This is a genomic window from Cellulomonas sp. plas2 (assembly GCF_057221735.1).
This window is the reverse complement of sequence record NZ_CM170155.1, coordinates 2,907,171-2,928,472: the sequence shown is the minus strand read 5'-3', so window position 1 is coordinate 2,928,472 and position 21,302 is coordinate 2,907,171. Positions and strand designations below refer to the sequence as shown.

The following is a 21,302-nucleotide window of genomic DNA, read 5'->3' as shown; positions in this document are numbered from 1 at the left end:
ACTACAAGCCGTACACTGCAGCCAAGCGCTCGGCCTGGGTGCTACGACTATTGTCGGCCAGGGCGCGGGCCCACAGTTCTACGTTTCGGGTCCGCCATTGGCTTAGGTCCTTCGCAGCACACGATGCAAGATAGTTTCCAACGTCTGCAGCGTCGTCGAAAAGCAATTCATCTGGCATCCCGTGTAGCGCTGGAATGCGTCTCGCGATCACGGGGCACCCTTCGGCCACGGCTTCGATGATGCTGAGCGGAAAACCCTCCCACCGGGCGGTGTGCAGATACACGTCCGCACGCCTGAGGGTTGCGAATACGTCTTCCTGCGACGACCATCCGGTCACCGTGACCCCAGCTGGGAGCGAACCATTGTCAAGCCTCGCCGCTGACTGCCTGCCGCCGATCCAAATGGCCTCGATGTCGGCGCCAGATCGACGCGCGGCTGCAACGGCGGCTGCAAAAAAGTGGATGTCCTTCTGAGGGGTGATCCGCCCGACTCCTACGACGACGAAGGGATGCGCCGAGCTGCTACGCCTGGAAGCGGTCGCTTGCCCCAAGCCGAGAGGCGCGTTCCGGGCAACGTTGGGCACATACTCGACGAGTTGGACACCAAGCGCGCCGGCAAGTTCTGCCTCGCGATTGGAGCAGGCGGCGATCGCGCTGGTGTTAATTGCGAGAACACGCTCGACAGTCCGGAAAACCGTTCTCTTCATCGCCGAGACGTCTGCTCGCTCGAAGGCGTAGCAGTGGGGTGTGTACACGATGCGCCGCTTCAATCTTGAAGTAGCGAGGCGCGCATAGACTCCCCCAAAGCTCGAATGAGCATGAACCACTGACGGCTGCAAGTCACGAATGATTTGCTTAAGGGCGAGTGTCGCCGACGCGTGACCATTCGGCAGTTGCACAACTTGCAGTTCGAGCTCTGCATGTGGCGGAACCGTGACCTGGGACCCAGCCTGCGTCACGACGGCCAGGACGTGCCTGTAGTCGGGAAGTGCCTCCACATACTGATGGAGCGCAGCGGCAACCCCCCCTCCGTACGACTCAACGACATGAAGCACGACAGGACGCTCGTCCAACTGTTGCCTCCGCAGCCTGCACCGCGCGCTCCGACGCGACCGTCGACGCTGGTGAGATGGGTACCTGGTGCGTCAGGCTAGTTCCCCCCCGACAGGTCACTTTGTACGCTGCCGTGTGACTTGGATCAAGTGTGCGGATCACTGGCCCGCGGCGTGCTTAGATCCGCGGGTGCTCGGACGGCGCGCGGGTGTGCGGGCGCGGTAGCCATCGAAGCCCAGACGGGGAGACGAAAGCCAAGTGAGTATCGATGAATCTGCCGGGACTGAACCAAGGACGAGCGAGAGGCGCGACCAGGCGCCTGACCTGCATCAACGCCCGCCGGCTGCCCGGTCCACGGTAGCGGGACGGGCTGCGCTTACGAACCAGAGGCTGGGGCGTGTGTGGTCGCGAAAGTTCACCGTGCTAGCGACGACGGTCCTCGTCGGAGCCGCAACCTTCGCCGTCGCTTCGGCGATCCCACCTACGTACTCGAGCACCGCTGACCTTGTGTTCGCACCGTCGGGTAACGCGACCGCGGACGTGATCAGCGCCACCAACGGTCTGGCAGCGCAGGCTGCGCAGATCGCGCGCACGACACCCGTCGCCACGGACGCCGCGGCGCAGTCTGACGTTGCCCCCGAGGTTCTCGCGCAGGTATCAGCAGTGGCCTTGGCTAACGTGAATGTCGTCCGGCTCACCTTACGTACTTCTTCGGCGGCGGACGCAGAGTCAGGAGTAGCGGCAATCTCGAAGGTGCTGGCCGAGCGCCTCGCCGTGCGGAGTGGTCCTAGCGCCGAATTCACGCAACTAGAACGTGAAGCGTCCGAAGCAGTTGCGCAAGCGGACGCCAGAGTAGCGGCACTTGAGAGTGAGCTAGCAAGCAACACGGACGTCGCGCCGGACGCTGCTTTACGCCTGGACTCGTCCTTGGACGCCGCGCGCAGCGACGCGCGTCAGGCTCGATCGAACCTGTTCGAGTTGCAGCGCCAAGTTGCGGCAATCACGAGGCCCAGCGACGTGTCAGTCGAAGTCTCGACCTCGACGGCAGCGGTCCTAGTTGCACCGCTTCCGAGCCTGTACGCACTAGTTGGCGCACTTATCGCCCTCGCCGTCAGCCTAGGCGTGGCTGCGAATCTCCCCATTCGCCGCAATCCCGGGTCTATGGCAAGGAACCTTGAGTGACGTTGGGCCGACAAAGTGTAGGCGTTCTTGGTGCAGCGCTCTCTTCGCGCATCGTCGTGCGGCATCTGATTTGTGTCTTGGCTCTTGTCATGGCTCTCTTGGGGGCATCGGGACTAACTCAGAAACTAATCTTTGACAGTCCTAGCGCCCTCAAGTACGGCGTAACTGTTGTTGCCCCGCTCGCAGTTGCAATAGTTGTATTTATCGGTCGCTACTATGAGGCGTTGGGCGCCGCGGCGATTCTTGCAAGCCCGTTGTCAAATTTTTCGGCGAACTTCGGCGGGATGTCACTCACCCTTACGACGGCTCTCGCCTTGATGGGCATTGTCACGACGATTTTCGTGACGCCTCCTACTCTCGGTCCCAGTCGCTTGCCACGAGCGCTCGTGCCGGCACTTTGCCTCATGGCGCTTCCGCTCCTACTCGGGAATCGCGCGGGCGTCAACACGTTCGCGGAGGTGTTCATAAGCGCCATCGTGGTCGTGACGCTGGTCGCGCTCGCCTGTGCAGCTTCAGAGGCGGGAGTCTGGTGGGTCGTCTGCGGACTGGCGCTTATGGCAACAACGCAGGCCACTCTAGCCATCTATCAGTATGTCGCCCGCGTGACGATCAATCCTTACTCCGGCGCTTCTGACGTCGATCCAGACACATACTACGCCTTTGGGTCAGCTGTGCGACCTAGCGCTCTCTTCCCCGACCCCATCAGCCTAGGGACTGCGCTGTGTGTGTCGACGCCGGCACTGGCCTTGCTGGCCTGGCGTGCATCTGAGCAACGCATGAATTGGACGATTCGTGCCAGCGCTTTAGCGGTCCTGGCCATCGTGGTTCTCGGCACGGCGCTCACTTTGTCGCGTATGGCGACGATCGGTCTATTGGTGGGTCTTGCGACTACGCTCGCACTGGCATCGTCGAGATATCGTGCGCGGCGTTTGCTCTACCTCATCGTGGTGCTGACGGCGTCGATTGGAGTAGCGGCACTCGTCGGTGGCCGACAGTTCATGACTCGCGCCGCCTCGATCTTGGCGCCGACGGACTCTTCCGTTGCGACGACGGCATCGGGCGACCTCAACCGAATAGAGTTCTGGCGAGGCGCGCTCGAGGCGTTCGCACATAATCCTATAGCGGGATTGGGCGTCGGCCGGGTGACCGAAAGGCTGCAAGCGACGGCGCCAGGCGCTACTCAGTACACGCACGCGCATTCCGTCTACCTTCAGGTGCTATCGGAGAGCGGAATTCTCGGTCTCCTCGCGGTTCTCGTCGCGGCTGGCCTACTTTGGTCCGACCTGCGGCGCGTACTGCGACGCAATCGAGATGTGGGTGCGATCATCGCCGGAGCTACCGCGGCATTGACGATAGCTTGCGTTACCGATGTCGTCGTTCTGAAGTACGGTGCAACAGCTGCTGCGGTTGCGCCGGTCTTCGGTATCGCTGCCGGCGTCGCCGCACGCTTAGGGCGTGACACCAAAGGCCTAGTCGGAGTCGCGCTATGAGTACGCTGTCTCAGCGTGTGGGGCAAAGCTCGGCACTACTCCTTGTTCGTCGAATCATACTTTCGGGCGTCACCGCCTTGGTGTCAATCATCGTCGCGAGGAATTTGGAGCCTGCTGCCTTCGGCGAGTACAGCGCGGGACTTGCGTGGTTCACTCTACTCGTTGGATTCAGCGACTTCGGTATAGCCCAGACTTTTGCTCGTCGCATCGGTGCTCAAGGTTTGGAGTCAGCGGGTGCTAGAACAGCCTTGGTTCTCCAATGCACCCTCTGCTGCATATTGGCACTGAGTGCCTGCGCCATTGCGATCGTCGTGGGTGTTGGCACCACAGAGGGCATAGTCACGCTGGTGCTTGCACCGGCGATAGCGGCGAGTGGCTTCGCGGTACTCCGCCAGGTGTTTTATGCGGACCATTCAGTCGGACAACTGACCCTTTGTGACATGGTTGTGGTTTTCTTCCAACTTGTGGCAGTGGTCGTGCTTTCGGCTGTAGGCGCAACAGCTCTCGGATTCGCCTCAGTGATGGCGGTGTCTAGTATCGTCGGCAGTTTTGCCGTGTATGCGCTGATACGAAAGCGCGGCCAAAGGCCGAACTCGCGCCCAACGAGCGCACGCGCCTATCTGCGTGAGGCCGCACCTATAGGTGCGGCGTCCATCCTTTCGTCTCTTTACACGTCGGCGGGCGTTCTCCTCCTGGTTCGCCTGGCGACGGCAGAGAGTGTGGGCGAGTATGTCGCTGCCCAGAAGTTCGTGGGCATCGCGGCGCAGATTCCGATGGTCGTTACGTCGATCGCATTGCCCGCACTTGCGTCCCTGCAAGGCGATCGCGAGAGTTTTTCGAATATGGCGGGCTCAATGTGGCACTGGCTGGCGGTTACGGTTGTTCCCGGGGCGGTGGCCGTGGCACTGTTCGCTCCGAAGGTGACAGTTCTCGTTTACGGCCCCGAGTACTCGAGTTCGGTCGCGCCCCTGCGTGTCTTGATGGCCTCGGTGCCACTAATGTGCTTGGCGAACGTCTTCGCAATGCTGTACATCGCCAGCCAGAGTCGCAGTGCCATGCTGCTACAAACCGGCATCGCAATGATCGTAAATGTATCGGGCAACCTAGCGCTTATCCCGATCTATGGTGCTGTCGCGCCGGCTATTATGACGGTCGTTACGGAGGTGGTTGTAGTAGCGGTCGCCGTGGTCTATTTCGCTAGGAGAATGTCGTTCGCGCCCTTGTTGAAGCTCTCGGCGCGCCCCTTAATTGCTATTGCTGCCGCGACGGCTGCTGCTACATCCGTTCGTGCCAGTTTTCCTCTCAGCGCGCTTCTATTCTGCTCTGTTTATCTTACAATGTTGTGCTCGATACGCGGCGTTCCGCGTGAGTTCCTACCTAGGAGGTGGCAAGCATGGCTCTGCGCATAAACCTCGTCTCGACCTCTGCTCAGTCTGGGGGAGTGCTTCGCCACGTCATCGATCTAGCCTCGGCCCTCAAACAGGTGGACGCAGAGAGCCAAATTGCAGTCGTACTGCCCCATGGCCAACCTACGAATTGGTCGCCCCCGCGGGACGCAGGCATCACCTTGGTACGGATGAGTGCGCTGAGGTCCGCTGCGCGATCGCGTGGATCGATCTGGCATCTTCATCTTGCCGACACGCTCGACCTACTCGGCTGGTGCGCGGTGTTCGTGGCGCGCGCGGTAGGCGGCACGGTAATTGTCACTGAGCATCTGCCTCGAACGGACGCTACGGATCCGGACGTGGTGGTTGCGGGAACGCGCCGTGTGCTTGCGCTACTTGTGAAACGCGCCTTCAAGATTCTGCAGTTGCGCACCGCCCATCGCGTTATTGCCGTTTCGCAGGCTAGCAAAGTTTTCATCAGCCAGAGGTACGGCTGTAGCAATCGCGTAGACGTTGTGCTGAACGGCATCAAGCAAGGTCCCGCGAAAAAATTCGCCGGCCTCAGGACCGACGCATCCGACGGCGTGAAGGTTGTCAGCGTCGGCAGCGTTATACGACAGAAGGGGCACGACGTACTCGGGGCCGCAAGCCAGCGAAGCGAGGGCTGGTCCGCGGTCATCGTAGGTGAGGGACCACATCTTGAGCGCCTCCGTCACAATTGGTCCGAGGATCGCGTCAATTTCATCGGTTGGGACAGCGATGTCGACGCGCGGATGGCCGAAGCAGACATCTTCTGCTTGCCATCAAGGTGGGAGGCTTTGCCTTACGTATGTATTGAGGCGATGGCTGCGGGGCTTCCGGTTGTTGCGAGCGCTGTTGATGGCGTGCCGGAATTGATTCGTGCCAATGTCGACGGCGTGCTTGTCGCTCCGGATGACCCGGTTGCCCTAGCGGCGGCGTTGAACTCGCTAGCTAGAGATCCTCGGCGACGGAGGACGATGGGTGACTCCGGGCAAGCTCATGCTCGCGAGTTCACTCTCGACAGAATGGCAGCAGGCGTGCTTGATACGTATCGCTGCGCTTTGGAAGGTTGACTGGTGCAGGAGCGTACTCCATCGGTGCTCTTGATTGCACCTGACCAGGGGGGGGTGCGGGACGTCGCCGCCGAGTTCGCGGCGGCATATCAATCCGCCGGCGTGTTCTCCTTGCGTCAGTTGACTATGGAGAAGGGCAAGACCCCCCTGAGCTCGGCCTTCCGGACACTCCGATCTCATTGGCGGACGATCAACAGCTCGACGGTCATACACGTTGAGTTCGGTCGAACGGCACGAAATGTTTTCTGGGTGGCGTTCCTGATGGGACTTGCTACAAAGCTTCCAATGGTCGGGGTGGCGCATGACTATCCTCTCCTCGTGAAGGATGCCGCACTGGGCGCATTTTCCGCTCCGACGACACTGACGGCGCGAATAACGCAGAAGGTGGCGGGCCAGTACGTGCAGAAGGCGACCAGCGACATGTTGTATCGGCGTATGGACGTCTTGTGCTTGTTGAGTGACTCGGCGGTTCATCGCGCGCAGCAGATCGGTCTCCACAACGCAGTGCGGCTTCATCATGGCGGTCGTACGCTCACGAGCCGTCAGCCGCCCTCCGCGTCGAACTACGTGCTGTTCGCAGGATTCTTGGGCGCATCCAAGGGCCTCGACCATCTAATGGAAGCGTGGGCAGAGATGGGCGAAGCTTCCGGGTGCGACCTATATATCGTCGGTGATCCTGTCGATGAAAGCAGTCGGATTTGGATTGAGGGGGTTCGTACGAGAGCAAACACGCTGCCGAGACCGCCACGGTGGATCGGTGGGGCCTCGATGGCCGAACTAGAATCGTTCATTAGTGGAGCACGGCTTGTGGTACTGCCTTATATGGCCTCAAACTCGGCGAGTGGGATCGTAACGAGAGCGGTCTGTGCGGGTCGCCCCGTTTTGGGCGGCCGGGTCGAAGCCATGCAGTGCTGTGTCGAACGAGGTCGAAGTGGTCGGGTCATCGACCCCGCGTTGCAACTAGCCAGCGCTCTGAGGGAATTCTGCGCCGATGGTGCAGCGCTGGACGAACATGGAAGAGCAGCGGAAGCCCATGCCGCTGCTTCACACTCGTGGAGCGGTCACGTGGCGGACATGCAAAAGGCATATGGTACGGCCATTGAGAAGCGAGCTTAGCGATGCGCGTTGCGGTGGTTCACAACTTGACGTATGGCGGCGCGCTGCGCCGCTTGCGTGAGCAAGTACAGCACATAGATGCTCAGGTCTTTGAAGTGACGACTTCCGCGGCGGTGCCCGTGACTGCGTCACCTATCATCGTGCCGCTCACGCGATATGCCGAGAAGGTTGCAGCGGTTATGCGTCCAGCCGTGCGTATGGCTGACCTGCGGGCGTTGATCAAAGCCTGGGACGAAATGAGCGCTGTGGCGTCCCGTCACCGGCCAGATGTCTTTTTTGTGAATCCAGACCAGTTTAACAAAGGCGCTATGCCTCTGCGAGGGCCGGAGGGTCCAGTTGTACGCTATGTAGACGAACCAAGAAGGATCGATTATGAACCAGAACTGAGGGCAACGCTGCGTATGTCCACGCGCGCGCTCTACGCTCCGTTGCGCACCCTAGAAAAGGCGTGCGATCGCCGGGGGGTGCAATCCGCGGACGTTGTTGTGACAAACTCAGACTACTCGTCGGCCGCGATCAAGAAGGCCTACGACACGGGCGCTGCAGTGGTGAGCTGCGGCGTGCCGAGTGACTACGTCGCGGCACGATCTCGAGAGGCACCGGCCAAGCGACACATTTTGTCCGTAGGGTCGCCAATTCCAACGAAAGGGCACGATCTGGTCGTGCGCGGTGCTGCGGGTAGTGGTCTGAACTTGCCTGTGGTGATTGTCAGTCCGCGAGATGGACACTACCTCGATGAACTTCGGGTGCTCGCCGCATCGCTGCGCGTAGAATTGCGTGTCATGATCGGGGTTTCAGAGAGCACCCTGGTGAGTTTATACCGGGATGCTTTCGTGACCCTGTACATGGCGGTGCGAGAACCATTGGGTCTTGTGAGTATGGAGGCACAGGCGTGCGGTAGTCCAGTAATCGTCTCCGATGAAGGTGGACTTCCCGAGACGTTGCGGGACGGACAAACGGGACTCGTTGTACCGAGGGATCCCGAAAGCGTGTGCCGCGCGCTCCGTTGGCTTGCTGATGACAAGCGTTGGCTTGAACTGTCTATGGGTGCCTCAGCACTTTGGGAGACCAGAACCTGGAGTTGGGCAGCGCGCCAGTTGCAGTCCGTACTCGAAGCGAAGGTGCAGGAGGGGAGAGCGCGTTGAGCAATCGGAAGCATCATCTCGTCGTCGTGTCGAAGAGCAGTTGGAATCCACCGATTCGACGGGAGCACGCGCTAGTGCGCGAGGCATTGGCCTCCGGCTGCTCGGTCGACTTCATCGAGGCTCCGCAGGATTTGAGGAGTATAGGTAGAGAGTCGCGGCGCTCGCCGTCGGCGCCGCTGCCGGGGCTGCGTGTGCATCAATGGATGGTCCCTGTACCGGGCCACCGATCAGTTCTCACTAGTCGCATGGCGACGAGGATGCTCAGGAGAAAGTTGCGGGAGGTTTGCACGACGGATTCGACGGTGGTGCATTATCTCCCCTGGTACTGGGTTAAGCCACCCAATGGCGCCAGAGGCGTGTACGACGCCACTGATGACTGGAGCCAGCTTGTGACCCCGCACCGGTCCGCCCATGTGCTCGATCATTATCGCCGGATCGCTGATGAGGCCGACGATATCGTCTGTGTTACAACAAAGTTGAGCCATTTATTCAATGCGCGAGTCCCAGTGATCATCCCTAACGGTGTCACTCAGTCTTTGGTGGTGCAGCCCCCGGTAGCCGCGCCCCGCAGAAACCGCCTCGTCTACGTGGGAACAATATCGGAACGCCTCGACCTCGAACTGATATCTGGCGTGCTGAATCTGCTGCCGGACTGGCATCTAACGCTACACGGCGATTGCCAGTACGCAGGCATGGGCCGCAAGCCCTCGCCTGATCTCGTCGCGCTGTTGCGTGCGCATCACAACGTGACTTGGCGCGGTCGCTTGGCCCGTGACCATGTGGGCGCGACGCTCGACCGCGCAGATGTCGCGATCGTTCCCAACCGGTCACGGCAAGCCGAGGGCCAGAGCAGCATGAAGCTGTACGATTACGCGGCACGCGGGCTGCGTACTGTGGTAACGCCTTCGGTTTCTGTCGGTGATTCTGACAACCCGCCGGGAACCGTGATCGCCACTGACGCGCCTGCTTTTGCCGCGGCGATCAGATTTGCGAGTAGTCAGGGGCGCGTGCGACAGAGCGATCGGGACAGCTGGGTCGAGAGTCGCACGTGGTCGGCTAGGTTCGGGGACTGGAGTCGAGTCGTCTTCGATGATGCGGGGGAACCTCAGTGAGAATTGCGATGGTCACAAATAATTCTTTCGAGGAGAAGGCCGGCGGTCTCGAGCGGTACGTGTCGGAGTTGTCCGAAGCGTTGTCGAATCGCAATCATGACGTCCGTATCGTCGCCAAGGCGCGAGGAGATCATTCGGATGCCCCACAAGCTGCTCAGGAAAACTCTAAGGTAGCGACCTCGTTATTCCCGGTTCCGTCCAAGCGCAATCCCTTTTTCGCCCCACTGTACCCCGCCGCTGTAGCGCGGGGAGTTTTTGATCGTACGCAGCCGAGCCAGGTGGATGTAGTCCACGGGCATTTCGGCATCAGTTCGCTTCCGTTGGCCGCCACCGCGACGAAGCGACCATACGTCTACACCTTTCATGCCCCGGCCTACAAGGAGTTGCTCGCGGAGAGAAATGGAGGCTACGCCCTACCGGGTCCTGTGCAGCCCATGGCAGTTTCTGCCGTCCGGCATGTTGAACGCTATGTCGTTCGGCGTGCGGCACGCGTAACCGTTCTCAGCGACTTCATGCGGCGGGAGTTGCGCGCCCTGGATGAAGCGACCGCAGATAGCGCGAAACTCCTGCCAGGAGGGATCAATACTGCATGGTTCTCGCCGAAGGCAGCTGCAACACACGTTTCAAGCGAGTGGAGAGGGAATGGCGCGCTGCTTTTCACGGCGAGGAGGTTGACTCCGCGTACCGGAGTTTCAGAACTTATAGAGGCCGTGAACATTCTCGCAGCGTCCGAAGTCGACGTACGGTTAGCCGTCGCGGGCGAAGGACCTCTGCGTGCCATACTTTCGAAGCAAATCGCGCGTTCCGGGCTCCAGGAGCGAGTTCGGCTTCTCGGCAGAATTTCAGAGAACGATCTGCGCCAGTGGTATATTCATTCCGATTTGGTCGTGATGCCGACACAAGAGCTTGAGGGATTCGGCCTTACCACGGCTGAAGCGATGTCCTGCGGTACTCCTGTCGCGGTGACTCCGGTCGGAGCCAATCCCGAGCTCGTGAATAATCTTAGCGTCGACATGGAACTCGGCGGTACGACAGCTACCGAGATGGCGGCATCTTTACGCGACCTGCTCAGCGACTCTGAGGTTTTCGGTTCGCGTCTGAGCACCGAGGTGCGCTTGCGAGCGGTGAATACGTGGGATTGGGCAATTGTCGCGTCGCAGTTCGAGGAGTTGTATAGACAAGTCGGTGTCGCTGGTTCGGAGGGTGCGTCTGCGTCATGAAGCGCGTCGCCATCTTAAGCCACGATCTAGCGAACAACGCCCTAGGACGCGCACTGGTGTTAGCAGATTGTCTGGATGGCGCGTTCGAAGTGGCCATCTTTGGCCCTGAGCCGAAAGGTCCCTTGTGGGCACCCACCGGAAGCCAGGACCATTTCGACATACATAGGTGGAGGTCTGCACCCAACGCGCTTGCGACGCTGCGCGACTTTGCGCCAGATGTTGTCTACGGGGTCAAGCCGAAGTCAACGAGTCTCGGTATCGCGCAACAATATGGCCGTAGGCAGTCCGTTCCGGTTGCGGTAGACGTTGACGACTTCGAGATGGGCTTCTACCGGAACAATATTCCTTGGGCTGTGCGCAGTTCGCTACCTCCGTGGAAGGCGAATGGGCCCCTCCGCACTAGTCGACTGGAACGCGGCGTAGAGGGTGGCAGATTCGATCTGACGACCGTTTCTTCACGATGGTTAGCGCAGAAGTTTCACGGCTTCGTAGTTCCGCATGTGCGGCACGCCGAGCTTGCAAGCAGGCAAGATCGGCCGGCTTCGATGGCGCTGCGAGCCTCGCTTGGTTTGGCGGATCACTTCTTGATCGTTTTCTTGGGTACCGTGCGCCGCCACAAATTAAGAGATCTGACTTCGGCGATGTCTGAGCATGGCGACGGCTCAGTTGCGTTGCTGGTCGTGGGAAACGGCGACGAACTGCCATCTGACCCGCTGGTCCGACGTGTGGGTGCGGTGCCGATGCGAGATGTTCCTTTGTACCTCGGCATGGCAGACGCGACGGTACTGGCTCAAGACGACTCTCAGGTCTCGAGGGCCCAACTGCCGGCGAAGATCTTTGACGCGATGGCGCTAGGAGTCCCAGTGATTGCGACCGATGTCTCCGATATTGGCGAGATTCTTGGTGGTGCTGGCGTGTTGGTGAGCCCAGGAAAAAGACGGGAACTTTGGGAAGCGATTGTTGCTCTGCGAGACGACCCCTTGACGGCCGAGGGAATGGGCGCGGTAGGGCGCTCGCGCTTCTTGCAGAACTACACGGTAGAGGTTGTGGGTCCAAGATTGCAATCGCTGGTTGAGCGGATCGCATCGTAATCAAGCATGCGGTCCACCGTAGAGTTTTGAGGTGCGGCCGCGTGCGTGTGGGCAGTCTCATGGTGGAGCGGACTCGCCGCTTCCTCAGCCGCGGCGGATGTAGGAGACGTTTCCTGATGAGTTGGTCGCAGTGCATGTCATCAATTGGATCGGACCTCGGGCGCTACGGGGAAAGACGTCTCCATACATTGATGCGATTGCCGCAGGCTCGGTGGCTAGTCGCCCTTCGTACTGTTGAGTGGTGGGTAGGGACAGACCGGGGGCCACTTCAGCCGCTCGTGACGGCCTTGATGAAAGTTGCGTTCGGAAGAATGAGCGTGCGCCTAGGTTATAGTATCCCGCTATTCACGTTAGGGAAAGGCGTTCGTTTGCCTCATTATGGCACGCTGGTCATCCACGGAGATGCGCGTGTCGGGAGGTTCTGCCAGATTCTTCATGGCGTAACGCTAGCCGGCGATCAGGGCGGGGCACCGCGAATAGGCGACAATGTCTTCGTGGGGACGGGTGCGACCATCATCGGCGGCGTCCACGTCGGGGATGGTGCCGTGATCGGCGCGGGGGCGGTCGTTACTCGGAGTATCCCTGCGGGCGAGATTTGGGTTGGTAATCCCGCCCGTCGAATTCATGGTTGAGTGACATACTTGAATCCGTAGCGAAGGCATCGATGCGAAACGGCTGATCTCCCGGTGACAGTTAGTTGCATCGGTCGGCGGTACGTGGCGAAGGGCAGGGTCAGGAAGGTCACGCTGGGTGAGCGCCTACTGGAAGGAGGCTGCAAGTACGATGCTCGAGAACCCGCCGCCGGGGTGCCCAGATGCTCCGTACCGCCGGGCACGCGTCTCTGCCTTGGGGAAGGGCCCGTGACCGCCGCGGGCCCCCGCGACCGACAGAAACGAGGACCCGAGTGGATCTGCAGGACTTCTTCCAGGCCGTGAAGCGACGCTGGTGGGTCGTGGCCGCCTGCCTGGTGGTAGGACTGGTCGTCGCCAGCATCCTGGCCGCCACGACGCCGCAGCGCTACCGCGCGTCCTCGCAGATCTACATCTCGGTGAGCGGTGCGACGACGGCCTCGGAGCTGGCCACCGCCAGCACCTACGCCCGCCAGCAGGCGCCGGCGTTCGCGTCCCTCGTCGGGAGCACCGCGGTGCTCGAGGGCGTGTCCGGCGGGCTCGGCGGCAGCCGCACCGCTGACGAGCTGCGGGGCACCGTGGCCGGCGGCGCGAGCGACGGCAGCCCGATCATCACGGTGACGGCCCTGGCGCCGTCCGCCGACGAGGCCGTGCAGGTCGTCGACCTCACCGCCGAGAACCTCATCAGCACGGCGCAGGACCTGTCCGGCACCGCGCCGAACAGCGCAGCCGCCCTGCAGCTCACCGTCATCCAGCCGGGGCAGTCCTCGGGGTCGCCCGTGACGCCGAACTGGGAGCTCAACCTCGTGCTCGGTGCGCTGGCGGGCCTCGTGGTGGGCCTGCTGCTCGTCGCCGCCTCGGCCGTGGGCCGCGTGACCGGCCGCCGGGTGGCGGAGCAGGCCTGATGGCCACCGTCCTGGGGACGCAGGCGCCGGCGCCGAGCGCGTCGGCCCTGCCCCGGGTCGCGTCCGGCGCGCTCGCCTGGTTGGCGGTCGCCGGCTTCGTCAGCATCGCCCTGCAGCGCATCTCCGTCACGATCGGCGGCGGCCAGATCTCGGCCGCCAGCCTGTTCCTGCTGCTGACGTGGGTCGTGCTGCTGGCGGTCTTCCGCTGGCCGGTCTCGGCGGCGGGGCTGTTCGGCTACTTCCTCCTGCTGGGCCTGGCGGTGGTGGCCACGCTGGTCAACGCCGGGGCGGACCCGTCGCTGCCGCCGTCGCTGCCGAGCCTGCTGCTCATCGCCAGCGCCTACCTGCCGCTGCTGCTCGCGGTCCGGCCGCTCGGCGCGGAGGTAGCCGGACGCGCGTACGCCCGCGGACTGCTGTGGGCGATCCGCATCGGCGCCGTGCTGGCCCTGGTGCAGGCCGTCCTCATGTGGCTGGGCCTCGGGTTCTGGGACCCGGTGACCTCGCTGCCGGAGGCGGTCGTCGCCTCCAACTTCAACTCGGCGTACGACACCACCTACGTCGAGTCGAACTTCGGGTTCGAGGTGAAGCCCAACGGCATCCTCTTCCTCGAGCCGTCATTCGTGTCGCAGTGGTGCTGCGTCGGGCTCGTGATCGAGGCGTACCGCTGGCACGAGCGGCGTAGCGCCGGTGGCGCCGGGCTGGGGCGGCTGGTGTGGGTCCTCGTGCTGGCCGCCGCCGTCGCGGTGTCCATCAGCGCGAGCGGGTTCGTCGTCCTCGGCGTCGCGGCGCTGCCGCTGCTGTGGCGCTACCGCGACCGGCCGCTCGTCATCCTCGCCGCGGTCCTCGTCGTGGCCGGGGTCTCCGCCACGGGCTTCCTCGGGCCGATCACGGCCAAGCTCTTCGAGGGCGCCTCGGGGGACACCTCGACCAACCTGCGGCTCGTCGCGCCCTACCAGCTGCTCGCGCCGCTCACGGCGGACTCGCCGCTGACGGGGCACGGACCAGGCACCGCGGACGCCATCGCCGGGCAGTTCGGCCTCTCGGGGCTGCAGACCACGACGGTCGTCAAGGCGGCGCTGGAGTACGGCTGGCCCCTGGCCGTGCTGTTCCTCGGGATCGCGCTCCTCAAGGCCTTTGCCGGCGGGTCCCGCTACCTCGGGCTGACGCTGGGGGCGCTGGCCGTCTGGCTCATCCCGTCCGAGGCCCTGCTGGGGGCGCCGATCCTGGCGCTCGTCCTGTTCATGGCGCCGAACGTGGCCGCCGCCGGCCGCGCCCGCAAGGAGGGCCTCACCGACCGGGTGGTCCTGTAGGGCAGCGCACCGCTGCTCCGTCCGAGCGCCGCCGTCCCCGTCTGGGACGGCGGCGCTCGTGCGTCCGGGTGGTGCACGGGCGCGACGAGCGCGCCCGGCGCCGGTCCGGCGCGGGGGAGCGGGCGCGCAGGTGCCCGGTGACGGCTGACGGGCAGGTGAGAGGCGGGTGAGGAGCGGGTGAGAGGGGCCGGGCTGTCCGGGTGACGGCAGGGGACCTCCGACCCCTCGGACGCGGGAAAGCGGTACCTCCGGTCACCCGATGGGCCCCACCCCCGGTCAAGCCCTCGGTCGAGGACGACGACACACCCGGCATCAGGCCACGCGGCCCGCCGGGACCGGCAGCACCTCACCAAGGCGCTGACCAGCACGGACGCGCGGCCGTCGTCCACCTCCCTCACCCCTGGAGCCCGCCGTGCGCACTCTCCGAGCACTGCCGTCCACCGTCCGCCGAGGCGTCGGCGCCTGGCTCGCCGGCGTCGTCGCCGTCAGCGGCCTCGCCGTCCTGGGCACCGCCCCCGCCGCGCACGCCAACCCCGCCGAGCCCGAGGCCACGCGCACCCTGTCCGGCGCCTACGTCGGCGCCCGCAACCTGACGGGGCTGAAGAACTTCGAGACCTTCCGCGGCGCGACCGCCTCCATCGCGACGGACTTCGTCGACGGCTCCACGTGGAGCACCATCGCCAACCCGACGTGGCTCATGAGCGGTTGGCGCGGCACGGGCTACCACGTGGCCTACGCCGTCCCAATGCTGCCGGCCACCGGCGGCTCCATCCAGGAGGGCGCGACCGGCGCCTACAACGCCTCGTGGCGCACCCTGGCCACCAACCTCGTCGCCTACAGCGAGCAGGACGCGATCGTCCGCATCGGCTGGGAGATGAACGGCACGTGGATGCGCTGGTCCGCCGTCGACGACCCGGCCGCCTACGTCGCCTACTGGCGCCAGATCGTCGACACGATGCGCTCGGTGCCCGGCCAGGACTTCGTCTTCGAGTGGGCGCCGAACCTCGGCCAGGGCGCCGCCGGCTTCAACAAGGAGTCGGCCTACCCGGGCGACGCCTACGTCGACCTCGTCGGCGCCAGCGTCTACGACCAGAGCTGGTCGCTCAACAAGCCGGGCGACGAGGTCAAGCGCTGGACGTCCATGGTGACGATGAGCGGCGGCATGCAGTGGCAGGCCGACTTCGCCCGCGCCCACGGCAAGCGCGCGTCCCTGTCCGAGTGGGGCCTGTCCCAGCGGTGCGACGGCAACGGCGGCGGCGACGACCCGTACTTCGTCGAGCAGATCCTCAAGTTCGCCGACGCCAACGACTACTACTACGAGTCGTACTTCAACCGGAACATGAGCGAGTGCGAGGTGCACCAGATCACGAACGGCCCGTTCGAGGCCTCCCGCACCGCCTACCAGGGCATGTTCAAGCCGCGTCCGGTCGTCGTGTGGACGCCCCCGGCCCCCGAGCCCGTCCTCACCGTCGACTCGACGCTGTGCCCGATCGTCAAGCTCAGCTACTCCGCCAACCGCTCCAACGCGGTCCAGCTGCAGGGCCAGACCGTCAAGGCCGGCAAGACGTACATCTTCGTCGCGCCGCCCACCACGCCCACCGTCGTGACCTTCTGGCTCGACGACCCGACGATGGCCGGCGCGCCGAAGATCGTCGAGAAGGGCGCGCCGTGGGACCTCATGGGCGGGGCGACCTGGGCCGCCAACCCCTTCGACACCACCACGCTGACCGCCGGGACGCACACGCTGACCGTCCGCCTGGACTACGCGAACGCCCCGTCGCAGCTCACGCAGGTCACGTTCACGCGCTGACCCCCGCGACCGCCCGATGACGACGGCGTCCGTCCCCGCACCGGGGGCGGGCCCCGTCGTCGTCGGCGGAGGCGCAGGTCAGCGGCCCGGGAGGCGAGCGTCACAGCGTGACCTGCGCAGCCGCCCCTCGGCCCGCCGACACCGCGCACGTACCCTGCCTGCATGCCCACCCCCCCTCCCGGCGCCCCCGACGCAGCCGCGGCCCGACCCGGGCAGGGCGATCCCGCCGCGGACGTGACCACCGACGCGAGCGCGGGCGCCGCCCCCGGGGTGACGGAGCCGGCGACGACCGACCGGGCCGCGGCCGCCCCCGACGGCGCCGCCCACGCCGCCCGGCTGAAGACCTCCGCCATCAGTGGGGTGAAGTGGAACTTCCTGTCGACGCTGGCCTCGCTCGTCGGCCGTCTCGTCTTCACCTTCGCGCTGGCCCGCCTCATCGGGCCGGAGAACTTCGGCATCGTGTCCCTGGCGACGCTGTACACGACCTTCGCCGTCGTCGTGCTCGACCAGGGGTTCGGGCTCGCGCTCGTGCAGCGCAAGGAGCTGGGCCCCAAGGACATCGGCTCGGTGGCCTGGCTCAACCTGGCGATGGGCGCGCTGCTGTGCGTGGCGACGATCCTCCTGGCCCCGGCGATGGCCGACTTCTTCAGCACCCCGGAGCTCGAGGGCGTGCTGCAGGTGCTGTCGATCACGCTGCTGATCCGCGGCCTGACGCTGGTCCGCGAGAACCTGGTCCGCCGCTACCTGCGCTTCCGGCAGTTCGCGCTCATCCAGACCGGCGCCGTGATCGGCGGCGGGGTGGCGGGCATCGTCGCCGCGCTGCTCGGCGCGGAGTACTGGGCGCTGGTGGTGCAGACGCTGGTCAACGACCTCGTCATCCTCGTCTCGCTGCTGGTGATGTTCCGCTCCGTGAGCTGGGCCGCCTCCTGGGCGTCGCTGCGCTCGATGGCGGGGTTCTCCAGCAAGATGCTGGCGTCCAACCTGCTGCTCTACGTGGGCGGCAACGCGGACAACATCCTCATCGGTCGGTTCCTCAACCCCACGCAGCTCGCGTTCTACGCGCTGTCCTACCGGCTGCTGCGCATGCCGCTGCAGATGATCGGCTCCGTGGTCAACGGCGTGGCCCTGCCGATCTTCTCCCGGCTGCAGGACGACGACGAGCGCACCGCCTCCTGGCTCCTCGTCGCCACGCAGGCCGTCGCCGTCGTCGCGTTCCCGCTGTTCGGCCTCATGGTGATCGCCGCCGAGGCGGGCGTCGAGGTGGGCTTCGGGACGGAGTGGGACGGCGCCGTGGTGCCGCTGCAGCTCCTGGCGCTGGCCGGTGCGCCCATGATCGTCCGCATGCTGCTGCCCGCCCTGGCCACCGCCCGCGGGCACGCCGGCCTCGTGCTGCGCTGGACGCTCATCAACGTCACGCTCGGCATCGCCGGGATGGTGGTCGGCCTGCAGGTCGCCGGGATCGTCGGCGTCGCCGCCTCGGTCGCGATCGTCACCTACCTCACCTGGCTGCCCAACGTGGCGCAGGTGCTGCGGCGGTCGACGGGCCTGGGGCTCGGGCCGTACGTGACCAAGCTCGTGCCGCCCGTGGTGTGCACGCTGCTGGCCGTGGGGCTGTGGTGGCTGGCGTACCTGCCCTTCCGCCCCTCCGGCGACGAGGCGCACGGCCTCCTGCCGGTCCTCGGCGTGACGCTCGCCGCCCTCGCGTTCTACGCCGCCCTCGTGCGGTTCCTCTTCCCGCGCACCTTCCGCGCGGTGACGAGCATCGGCACCCAGATGGTCCGCAAGCAGACCGACGTCTGACGCGCACGACGACGGCGCCGGCCCCCGCTGCGGGGGGACCGGCGCCGTCGTCGTCGGGCGGGTGCTCCGTGCCGGGCGGGCCCGGCCCTCCGTCAGCGCTTGAAGGCGACCGCCACGCTGCGCGTGCCCGTGCTCGTCTCGAACACGACGGTCAGCGTGTGCGGGCCGGCCGGCAGCGCGGTCACGTCCCAGGCCGTCGCGGCCGTCGCCGTGCCGCCGCGCAGGTCGTACGGCGCCTGGCCCTCGACCTGGAGCGGGGTGCGGACGCCCATGAGGTCGTCGAGGTAGAAGCGGACCTTCGTCGTGGCGAACGTCGGCTGGGCGAAGACGTAGATCTTGCCGGTCACGGTGCGGCCCGACAGGGCGACGGCACCGGAGCGGTCGGCCTTCGTCGAGACCTTGACCACCGACGCGTCGGGGTTGGGGTAGACCGGGTGGGTCGGGCCGAAGTGCTTGATGTACTCGGCCTTGGCCGCCGTGAACGGACCCGTCACGAGCTTGTGCACCTCGCAGGAGCCCATGTCCTTGTCGAAGTAGCTCTCGTACAGGTAGTCGTGGGTGTTGACCCACTCCGAGACCTTGGCGACGAAGTAGGGGTTGTCGTTGCCGCCGCGGCCGTCGCAGCGCTTGCTCAGGCCCCACTCGGGCAGGCTGTTGCGCTTGCCGTGCGCGGCGGCGAAGTCGACGCTCCACTGCAGGCCGCCGGCCATGGTGACCATGCCGTTCCAGCGCTCGACGTGCTGGGCGGACGTCACGCCCCAGCTCTGGTCGTAGAGGCTCATGCCGATGACGTCGACGTACGCGTCACCGGGGTAGGCGAGCGTCTTGTCGAAGCCCTTCGTGCCGGCGCCGGGCTGCGGCGCCCACTCGAACCGGAACGCCTGGCCGGGCACGGCGCGCATCGCCTTGACGATCTTGATCCAGTAGTTGCGGTACGCGGCCGGGTCCGGCACGGCGGACCAGCGGAACCACGTGCCGTTCATCTCCCAGCCCACGCGCAGGATCGCGTCCTCGGCGCCGTTGGCGACGAGCGAACGGCCCAGCGCGGCGAAGTGGCTGTCGAAGGCGCCGGCCGCGCCCTGCTGCAGGGTGCCGCCGGTGGCGGGCAGCATCGGCACGCCGAGCGCCACGGGCAGGTTCAGGCCCTTGTACTTGCCGGCCACCCAGCTCGCGTTCTCCATCGACTCCCAGGTCGAGCCGTCGACGAAGTCGGTGACGACGCCGGCCGGGCGTCCGCGCCAGGTGCCGAACTGCTGGACGAGGTCCGGGACGCCGGAGCCGCGGTACGCGCCCGACAGCACGGGCGTCGTGGCCGCCTCGGCGGTGACGGCGGCGGGGCCGGTGACGACACCGGTGAGGCCGGCGGCGAGGGCGATGGTGAGGGCGACGGGGCGCGCAAGCCTGGTCAGGGCCGCCCGGAGCCTCGTGCTCGGGAGGGTCTGCATGGCGGTTCTCCTCGTGCCTGCCGGTGTCCCCTGCGGGCCGGCGGGCGTCGGGCCCGACCTCCGATGTCGAGCCTGTCAACCTGGGTACGGGTGAATTCGCGGTCGTCCTGAGCCCGGCCGGGTGTGAGGAAGGCCATGAGGCGCACACCTCACGAGGTCCGGGACGATGACGACCACGCGCGCGAGGCGTCCCACCCCTGGTCGGAGCCGTGGCACGCGACGCGGTCCCCGGCGCCGGGCGCGCCCGGCCGGCTGGCGGCGCCCGGGCGGTGACCGCATCGTGGGCACGGCCCGATGCGAGGTCCGGGTAGGTTCGGGCGTCCCCCACCCCGTCCCCCGAGCCGTGCGAGGTCCCCATGCACAAGCCCGCCCTGGTCGTCGCGGCCGCCGGAGGAGCCACGTTCCTGGCCGGTCTGGCCATGCCGGCCCTCGCGGCCGCGCTCGAGCGGCGCCTGGCCGCCCCGGCCCCGGCCGCCCCGCTGTCGGACCTCGGCCCGCGGCCCTCGATCGAGGTCGTCGTGCCCGCCTACCTGGAGGCGTCGACGGTGGGGGAGTGCGTGCGCACGCTCCACGAGGCGCTTAAGGGCTACGAGGGGCCGTCGTCGGTGACCGTCGTCGCGAGCGACCCGGGGACCGCCGCCGCGGCGCGCGAGGCGGGGGCGGACGAGGTCGTCGAGGCCGGGCGCACCGGCAAGCCGGCCGCGGCCAACCTCGGGGCCGCGCGCTCGACCGCCGACGTCCTCGTCTTCACCGACGCGAACTGCGTCGTCGGCCCCGCCGACTGGCCGCAGCGGGTCGTCGACGACCTGCGCCGCGCGCACCTGGTCTCCGCCAACAAGCGGGAGCGGGGCCGCGGGGAGGGCGCCTTCTGGCGCTACGAGCAGCGCGCGAAGGAGCAGCTCGCGACCGGCGGCGGCAGCATCAGCGTCGTGGGCGAGTTCATCGCCACGCGCCGCACCGACTTCCTGCCCGCCCCCGCGGGCGCGATCCTCGACGACCTCTGGCTCGCGGTCGAGTACCTGCTGCGCGACCGCGTCGTCGTCGTCGACCCGCAGCTCCACACGCTCGAGGACAGCGCGGGCAACCGGGAGCAGTGGGGACGGCGCCTGCGCATCATGCGCGGCCTGCTCGAGGAGATGGTGCCCCGCGTCCCCGAGCTCGTGACCCGGCCCGCGGGCCGGATGTTCGTCGCGCACAAGCTCTACCGGGTGACGGTGGGCGCCGCGGGCTTCTGGGTGGGCGCCGTCGCGGCCTCGGTCGTGGCGCCGCCCGTGACGCTCGTCGCGCTGCCGGCCGCCGTCGCGGCGGGCGCGGCGTACGCGGGCCGGCTCGCGCCCGACGCCACGCTCCCGGCGCCCGTCGCGGCGCTGGGGATGCAGGCGGTCCCGCCGGTCGCGCTGTGGACCACGCTCGTCCGGCGGCTGCGCCCGCGCCCCGCCCCGGCCACCACCGGGTGGGAGAAGATCGCGCGCTGAGCGCGTACGGGACATCACACCCCGCGCCCATCCCCGGCTCC

At 65.8% G+C, this 21,302-nt stretch carries 17 protein-coding genes; 15 read left to right on the top strand and 2 right to left on the bottom strand.

Translation table 11 applies throughout. The features are described 5' to 3' along the window. Nucleotide 1: 1 nt before the first annotated feature. On the bottom strand, nt 2-1,054 hold the full coding sequence (locus AC2TDM_RS13120) for a glycosyltransferase (RefSeq protein ID WP_484636461.1): 1,053 nt from the start codon (nt 1,052-1,054) through the stop codon (nt 2-4). A 256-nt stretch (nt 1,055-1,310) separates the two neighbouring features. On the opposite strand from AC2TDM_RS13120, the gene AC2TDM_RS13115 reads away from it, so the two are divergent. The 14 genes from AC2TDM_RS13115 (at nt 1,311) to AC2TDM_RS13050 (ending at nt 18,341) form a co-directional block, all read left to right on the top strand. Further along, nucleotides 1,311-2,234, top strand: coding sequence for a Wzz/FepE/Etk N-terminal domain-containing protein (locus AC2TDM_RS13115; RefSeq protein ID WP_484634901.1), 924 nt, complete (start codon nt 1,311-1,313; stop codon nt 2,232-2,234). 224 nt (nt 2,235-2,458) lie between these two features. Further along, nucleotides 2,459-3,724 carry an O-antigen ligase family protein gene (locus AC2TDM_RS13110; protein ID WP_484634900.1) on the top strand — a complete coding sequence of 422 codons (1,266 nt, stop codon included), beginning with the start codon at nt 2,459-2,461 and terminating at the stop codon, nt 3,722-3,724. After that, on the top strand, nt 3,721-5,133 hold the full coding sequence (locus tag AC2TDM_RS13105) for an oligosaccharide flippase family protein (RefSeq protein WP_484634899.1): 1,413 nt from the start codon (nt 3,721-3,723) through the stop codon (nt 5,131-5,133). Before AC2TDM_RS13110 ends, AC2TDM_RS13105 begins: the two co-directional genes overlap by 4 nt. Then, a complete protein-coding gene (locus AC2TDM_RS13100; protein WP_484634898.1) occupies nt 5,118-6,203 on the top strand; it encodes a glycosyltransferase family 4 protein in 1,086 nt (361 codons plus the stop codon). The genes AC2TDM_RS13105 and AC2TDM_RS13100 overlap by 16 nt, the downstream gene beginning before the upstream one ends. Nucleotides 6,204-6,206: 3 nt before the next feature. Next, nucleotides 6,207-7,319, top strand: a complete 1,113-nt coding sequence (locus AC2TDM_RS13095; protein WP_484634897.1) for a glycosyltransferase — start codon at nt 6,207-6,209, stop codon at nt 7,317-7,319. Nucleotides 7,320-7,321: 2 nt separating this feature from the next. After that, complete coding sequence (locus AC2TDM_RS13090; protein ID WP_484634896.1) at nt 7,322-8,464, top strand: glycosyltransferase family 4 protein; 1,143 nt, start codon at nt 7,322-7,324, stop codon at nt 8,462-8,464. Between the two features lie 245 nt (nt 8,465-8,709). Next, the gene (locus tag AC2TDM_RS13085; protein ID WP_484634895.1) at nt 8,710-9,576 is read left to right on the top strand and encodes a glycosyltransferase; all 867 of its coding nucleotides are present in this window, start codon (nt 8,710-8,712) and stop codon (nt 9,574-9,576) included. An 8-nt stretch (nt 9,577-9,584) separates the two neighbouring features. Then, on the top strand, nt 9,585-10,796 hold the full coding sequence (locus AC2TDM_RS13080) for a glycosyltransferase family 4 protein (protein WP_484634894.1): 1,212 nt from the start codon (nt 9,585-9,587) through the stop codon (nt 10,794-10,796). Next, nucleotides 10,793-11,887 (top strand): glycosyltransferase, encoded by a 1,095-nt coding sequence (locus AC2TDM_RS13075; protein WP_484634893.1) that lies wholly within the window; start codon nt 10,793-10,795, stop codon nt 11,885-11,887. Before AC2TDM_RS13080 ends, AC2TDM_RS13075 begins: the two co-directional genes overlap by 4 nt. Nucleotides 11,888-11,946: 59 nt before the next feature. Next, nucleotides 11,947-12,519 carry a serine acetyltransferase gene (locus tag AC2TDM_RS13070; protein ID WP_484636460.1) on the top strand — a complete coding sequence of 191 codons (573 nt, stop codon included), beginning with the start codon at nt 11,947-11,949 and terminating at the stop codon, nt 12,517-12,519. 272 nt (nt 12,520-12,791) lie between these two features. Then, entirely contained in the window at nt 12,792-13,421 is a 630-nt protein-coding gene (locus AC2TDM_RS13065; RefSeq protein WP_484634892.1) for a YveK family protein, read from the top strand. Beyond that, nucleotides 13,421-14,731 (top strand): hypothetical protein, encoded by a 1,311-nt coding sequence (locus tag AC2TDM_RS13060; RefSeq protein WP_484634891.1) that lies wholly within the window; start codon nt 13,421-13,423, stop codon nt 14,729-14,731. The genes AC2TDM_RS13065 and AC2TDM_RS13060 overlap by 1 nt, the downstream gene beginning before the upstream one ends. A 412-nt stretch (nt 14,732-15,143) precedes the next feature. Continuing rightward, nucleotides 15,144-16,541 (top strand): glycoside hydrolase family 26 protein, encoded by a 1,398-nt coding sequence (locus tag AC2TDM_RS13055; protein ID WP_484634890.1) that lies wholly within the window; start codon nt 15,144-15,146, stop codon nt 16,539-16,541. Between the two features lie 162 nt (nt 16,542-16,703). After that, the gene (locus tag AC2TDM_RS13050; RefSeq protein ID WP_484634889.1) at nt 16,704-18,341 is read left to right on the top strand and encodes a lipopolysaccharide biosynthesis protein; all 1,638 of its coding nucleotides are present in this window, start codon (nt 16,704-16,706) and stop codon (nt 18,339-18,341) included. A 92-nt stretch (nt 18,342-18,433) separates the two neighbouring features. On the opposite strand, the gene AC2TDM_RS13045 is transcribed toward AC2TDM_RS13050, so the two are convergent. Continuing rightward, nucleotides 18,434-19,786 carry a glycosyl hydrolase gene (locus AC2TDM_RS13045; RefSeq protein WP_484634888.1) on the bottom strand — a complete coding sequence of 451 codons (1,353 nt, stop codon included), beginning with the start codon at nt 19,784-19,786 and terminating at the stop codon, nt 18,434-18,436. Nucleotides 19,787-20,142: 356 nt separating this feature from the next. On the opposite strand from AC2TDM_RS13045, the gene AC2TDM_RS13040 reads away from it, so the two are divergent. Next, the gene (locus AC2TDM_RS13040) at nt 20,143-21,261 is read left to right on the top strand and encodes a glycosyltransferase (RefSeq protein ID WP_484634887.1); all 1,119 of its coding nucleotides are present in this window, start codon (nt 20,143-20,145) and stop codon (nt 21,259-21,261) included. Nucleotides 21,262-21,302 lie beyond the last annotated feature (41 nt).

What these genes read in the sequence shown, in the direction of transcription:
- AC2TDM_RS13105 (WP_484634899.1), top strand. Translation starts at nt 3,721, where the DNA reads ATGAGTACGCTGTCTCAGCGTGTGGGGCAAAGCTCGGCACTACTCCTT.
- AC2TDM_RS13100 (WP_484634898.1), top strand. Translation starts at nt 5,118, where the DNA reads ATGGCTCTGCGCATAAACCTCGTCTCGACCTCTGCTCAGTCTGGGGGA.
- AC2TDM_RS13090 (WP_484634896.1), top strand. Translation starts at nt 7,322, where the DNA reads ATGCGCGTTGCGGTGGTTCACAACTTGACGTATGGCGGCGCGCTGCGC.
- AC2TDM_RS13085 (WP_484634895.1), top strand. Translation starts at nt 8,710, where the DNA reads ATGGCGACGAGGATGCTCAGGAGAAAGTTGCGGGAGGTTTGCACGACG.
- AC2TDM_RS13080 (WP_484634894.1), top strand. Translation starts at nt 9,585, where the DNA reads ATGGTCACAAATAATTCTTTCGAGGAGAAGGCCGGCGGTCTCGAGCGG.
- AC2TDM_RS13075 (WP_484634893.1), top strand. Translation starts at nt 10,793, where the DNA reads ATGAAGCGCGTCGCCATCTTAAGCCACGATCTAGCGAACAACGCCCTA.
- AC2TDM_RS13070 (WP_484636460.1), top strand. Translation starts at nt 11,947, where the DNA reads ATGGTGGAGCGGACTCGCCGCTTCCTCAGCCGCGGCGGATGTAGGAGA.
- AC2TDM_RS13060 (WP_484634891.1), top strand. Translation starts at nt 13,421, where the DNA reads ATGGCCACCGTCCTGGGGACGCAGGCGCCGGCGCCGAGCGCGTCGGCC.
- AC2TDM_RS13050 (WP_484634889.1), top strand. Translation starts at nt 16,704, where the DNA reads ATGCCCACCCCCCCTCCCGGCGCCCCCGACGCAGCCGCGGCCCGACCC.
- AC2TDM_RS13045 (WP_484634888.1), bottom strand. Translation starts at nt 19,786, where the DNA reads ATGCAGACCCTCCCGAGCACGAGGCTCCGGGCGGCCCTGACCAGGCTT.
- AC2TDM_RS13040 (WP_484634887.1), top strand. Translation starts at nt 20,143, where the DNA reads ATGCACAAGCCCGCCCTGGTCGTCGCGGCCGCCGGAGGAGCCACGTTC.